Source organism: Azospirillum mesophilum, from assembly GCF_053470405.2.
In genome coordinates, this window is sequence record NZ_JBPXMQ020000090.1 from 1 (window position 1) to 4,475 (window position 4,475).

Sequence of the window (4,475 nt, forward strand, 5' to 3'; positions counted from 1 at the left end):
CACGTCCGGCCAACCAAACGCAACACCGGATCGCCAACCACCCCCAATGCGCGCAGCGCCTCGACAACAGCCCAGGCTCAGCCAGCCCCGTGAGTAGTTACGTGGAAGCTGCCCAGCGCAGGTGTTTGGTCGTCAGCTTGGTGAAGAAGCCCACCACGGCGTTCGGCCACGACGCCGAAGTCGGCGTGAAGTGGAAGACCCAACGCGGGTGCGTCTCCAACCAGGTGAACCGCACCGAGTTTCCCGAAGGCGGCCCGTTTGGTTGGATCACACCGCCCTGGCAACGGCCCCGGTTCAAACATCAGTGCCCCCGCGGGGACCGGCGCTTCTGTTCTCCCTCGTTCCTGCAACGGTTTCCGATCTCCATCACACCGTCAAACCTCCGAACACCGCGTCGTCCCCGGCCTGGACCGAATGGCCGCACTTCGGGCAGGCCCGCGCGTGGCAGGCGCGGCAGAAGGGCTTGCCGCAGGACGGGCACGGCCCCTGCGCCGCAACGTCGGTCAGGTGCAGCCGCTCGTCGCAGACCAGACGCGCCCGCTCCAGCCCGGCCCCGGCCTCCACCGGCGGCGGGTCGAGCTGGCGCAGCAGCGGGTTCCAGTCCAGGCTCACCACCCGCTCCCCCTTGCGCCGGCGGATCAGCACCGACAGGCGGTGCACCGGCAGGATCAGGTCCAGCGCCTGCACCCGCTCCACCGTCAGCGCCAGCGCGTAGTTGTGGCGCAGGTCGTCCAGCTTGCCGGCGTATTCGCGGGCGATCGCCTCCAGGCGCGCCGTTTCCCGCTGGCGCTCCGCGTCGTCGCGGGCGGCGGCGAGGCGCTTGGTGGCTTCCCGGTGCAGGTCCTGGTGGTACTCGTGAAGCCGGTCCCGATCACGGTCGAGCCGCCGGCGCAGGCTGCGCAGGAAGGGCGCCAGATGGGCGGACAGGCGCGGCGGCAGGGCCGCGCGCACCAGGGCGTCCACGCGCTCCGCCGGCCAGGGCGATGGGGCGGCGCGCAACGCCTCGGCCGTCGGCACCCGCCAGTCGGGGTCGGCGGCGAGGCGGTCCCACAGTGCCGCCTGCTCCCCATCCAGCAGCGCCCCGGTCGCCATGTTCAGCCCCAGCCGCAGCACCCCCTCGCGCTTCTCGTCCGACAGCGCGGTGTAGCGGAAGCTCAGCAGCCGGTAGCGCGTCCAGGCCGGCGCCGCCCCCTTCAGGCGCCAGACCGCGTTCGGCAGGTCCAGCGCGTGCCCGAGCAGCCGTTCCGGGTCGGCGGGCGGAGGCACCTCCGGCACCACCATCCGCACCGCCCGACGGCCCCTTTCACCGAGCAGCGCCCCCACCCGTTCCAGCCAGTCGCCGTCCAGCCCGACCGGCACCGCCCCGGCCGGACGCTCCGCCCCGAAGGCCAGCAGCGCCATCTCCGGCAGGCCCAGACGCTCGCGCAAGGGCGGCGGCGCCAGCACCTCCAGCAGGTCGGGGCCGGCGGGGTCCACCGCCGCACCCTCGCGCTCCAGAAGGTCGGCCATGAAATCGCGCAGGTCCGCCATGGTCCGGTGTTCTCCTTCGATCCGCCCGTCAGGACTCGAACGCTTCGCCGAACAGGGCGTCGTCCAACACCTTCACATCCTCGTACTGGCGCCGCGCCTTTGTGATGCGCTCGCCCAGCGCGTCGAAGCCTTCCCCGGCCTTGCCCGCGCCGGCCTCCGTGGTCGCCAGCCAAGCGTCCAGCACCAGCTCGGCGAAGTCGCGCTCCTCCTCCAGCTCGCCCAGGATCGCCCCGACCTCACCGACCACCAGCTCGAACATGTTGATCTTCTCGTCCAGGATGCGCAGCACGCAATCCTCCAGCGTGCCGGCGGTCGCCAGATTGAAGATGAACACCTCGCGCTCCTGCCCGATGCGGTCGATGCGGCCGATGCGCTGCTCGATGGCCATCGGGTTCCAGGGAATGTCGAAGTTGATCAGCGTGTTGCAGAATTGCAGGTTGCGTCCCTCGCCGCCGGATTCCGTGCACAGCAGCACCGGCACCCGGTCGCGGAAAGCGGCCACCGCGGCGTCCTTGTCCGGCCCGGACAGGTCGCCGGCGAAGCGGGCGAAGGGGATGCCTGCCGCCTCCAGCAGTTCCGCGACGTGGGCAAGGCTTTCGCGGTGGTGGATGAACACCAGTTTCTTCTCGTCCAGGTTCCGGCGCAGCAGGTCGAGGAGCGCCGTTTCCTTGGCGCCCCGCGTCACGCCGTCCCAGCGCTCCGCCAGATCGGTCCAAGCGGCAGCGTCCGGGTGGCGTGCGGCGTTGCGCCGCGCAGCGGCGGCGGCCGCTGCGGGCGATGACCCCGCGGCCTCCAGCAGGTGGCGCACCGCCAACCGGTGGCGTCCCCCGCCCTCCCCTTCGGCCAGCCGGCGGGCCATCGCCTCGGTCGCCGCGTAGGCGGCGCGCTCGGCCTCCGTTCCCTCCACGCGCAGCGTGGCGGCCTGTCGGCGCGGCAGGCGCAACGCCACCACGGCGCGGGTGTTGCGGATCATCACGTCGCGCATCAGCGCGCGCAGCCGGTCCGGGTTGGCCGGCTGGCGCGGCTTGCCGGCGGCCATGTAGGCGGCGCGGAACTCCTTCTGCGTCTTGACGATGCCGGGCTTCAGCAGGGTCAGCAGGTTGTACAACTCGATCAGGCTGTTCTGTACGGGCGTCGCCGACAGCAGAAGCAGGAAGCGCTTGTTCAGCGCGTCCACCAGCTTGTGGCTCTGGCTGGCGCGGTCGCGCAGGTGGTGCGCCTCATCGACGATGACGAGGTCGTAGGCCAGAGCCTTCAGCCGCTCGGCATGCTCGCGCCGGCGGGCCACAGCCAGCGAGGCGACGATGCGCGGCTGCGCCCAGAAGCGCTCCGGGTCCTCGCGCAGCAGCGGATCGTGGGTGGTGGCGCAGGCGATGGCGAACTTGCTCTCCAGCTCCTCGCGCCACTGCCCGACCAGCGAGGCGGGGACGAGGATCAGCACCCGCTCGGCCATGGCGCGCAGCAGATACTCCTTCAACACCATGCAGGCCTCAATGGTCTTGCCCAGCCCGACCTCGTCGGCGAGCAGGACGCGGCCCCGGAAGCGCTTCAGCACCTTGCGCACCGTCTCGACTTGGTACCAGTGGGTCTGCACGCCGGTCAGGTGGGGCAGGCAAAGCAGTTCGTCGAAGCCCTGGGCCAGCCCGAGATGGACGAAACTCTCGCGCAGGCGGAACCAGCCGCCGTCGGCCTCGTCCACGCCGGTCGGGTCGCCGTCCCCCGCCGCGTCGAACGTCAGGCTGATCGGGATCGACACCTCCAGCCGGGGAAGCCCGGCGGGCGCCGGGGCTGGTGGCGGGGCCAATGGTGGGGTGGTGGCCGTCGGCGCCGGCTTGGCCTTCGCGGGCTTGCCCGGGGCGCCCTTGTGGGCCGCTGCCGCCTTGGCCTTTGCCGCCGTTACCCCTTTGCCGGAAGCGCCGGAAGCCGCGGCGGCCTTCTTGCGTCCGGGCAGCGGGTCGCCACGGATCGTCGCCAGCCACTGGTTCAGCCACAGCCCGAGCGCCCCGCCACCGGGAAAGTACTGCATCGCGTCGGAATAGCGCAGCAGCCCGTACCGTTCGAGCAGCCGGCGCGCCCCCATCAGGTTTCCCTTATGGGCCAGGGCAAGGCCGTGCAGAAGGTGGTGGGTTTCGGTGTCCTCATAGCGCTTCGACAGCCGCTTCAGGAACACCAGCGCGCGGTCGGGCTTCGCCTCGACCAGGGCCGCCGTGGCGGCCAGACTGAGGACGACGTAATCGCCGGGGCATGCGCGCAGAGCCTCCTCCGCCAGGGCGAGCGGATGGGGATCGCGCCGGTCGAAGGCCGCGTAGATGGCCTCTTCCCACTCGTCGGCCGACCGCGGGCCGTTCTCCCCGGCGCCTTCCATGCTCATGAGGCTGCGCTTCTCCATGACTCCCGTCCCGGCATCGTGGGTTCGCCCGGTTGCGTCGGTCCGGGCATCATGGCGATCCTCATCGTCAAGTCCAGCCGGCATTCCGACGCGGGGAAGGACGACGGCGCCGCACCGCACTGACGGAAAAGTCGACCGGCGCGGCCCTTTCGCCACGCCGGCGCCGTGTTGCATGGATGCAGTGGGTGTCGTAGGTCACGCCCCCGTCTCTGATCTGGTCGCCCGTTATGCCGCACAAGGCCAATGCCGGTCGTCGCCATTACATTCCGCGAGCGAAGCGCACCGTGACGAATTGGTCCGAGTATGACATCGCCCTGCGCCATCGCGGCAGCCTGACGGTCTGGTTTTCGGACGAGGCCATTGAGGGGTGGAAGGCGTCGGCGCGCCGAACGCCGGGATCACGTCCGTCAAGGTGGTGGAAATTGGGAGGTGGTCATGTGCGTGGTCGATCAGGGGTAACTGCTCACCTGGCTGGCGGCTGGTAAGTGGTCAGGCGACGACGAAGGTTCCGTCGATCAGGTCGCGGATGGCGGTCCAGGCGGATTGGCCTTGCCGG

The 4,475-nt window shown here is 70.7% G+C and carries 2 protein-coding genes and 1 pseudogene; all 3 read right to left on the bottom strand.

Going from position 1 to position 4,475, the window contains the following annotated elements; genetic code table 11:
• Nucleotides 1-115 precede the first annotated feature (115 nt).
• Nucleotides 116-223 (bottom strand): annotated as a pseudogene (locus ACSVC7_RS32405) (IS630 family transposase); the annotation flags it as partial.
• A gap of 143 nt (nucleotides 224-366) precedes the next feature.
• A complete protein-coding gene (locus ACSVC7_RS32410) occupies nucleotides 367-1,530 on the bottom strand; it encodes a hypothetical protein (protein ID WP_448208719.1) in 1,164 nt (387 codons plus the stop codon).
• 28 nt (nucleotides 1,531-1,558) lie between these two features.
• Nucleotides 1,559-3,919: a DEAD/DEAH box helicase gene (locus ACSVC7_RS32415; protein WP_448208718.1), complete on the bottom strand. Its 2,361-nt coding sequence runs from the start codon at nucleotides 3,917-3,919 to the stop codon at nucleotides 1,559-1,561.
• Between the last annotated feature and the right edge of the window lie 556 nt (nucleotides 3,920-4,475).

Excerpts from the sequence above, each read along its gene's own strand:
- ACSVC7_RS32410 (WP_448208719.1), bottom strand. The coding sequence starts at position 1,530 with ATGGCGGACCTGCGCGATTTCATGGCCGACCTTCTGGAGCGCGAGGGT.
- ACSVC7_RS32415 (WP_448208718.1), bottom strand. The coding sequence starts at position 3,919 with ATGGAGAAGCGCAGCCTCATGAGCATGGAAGGCGCCGGGGAGAACGGC.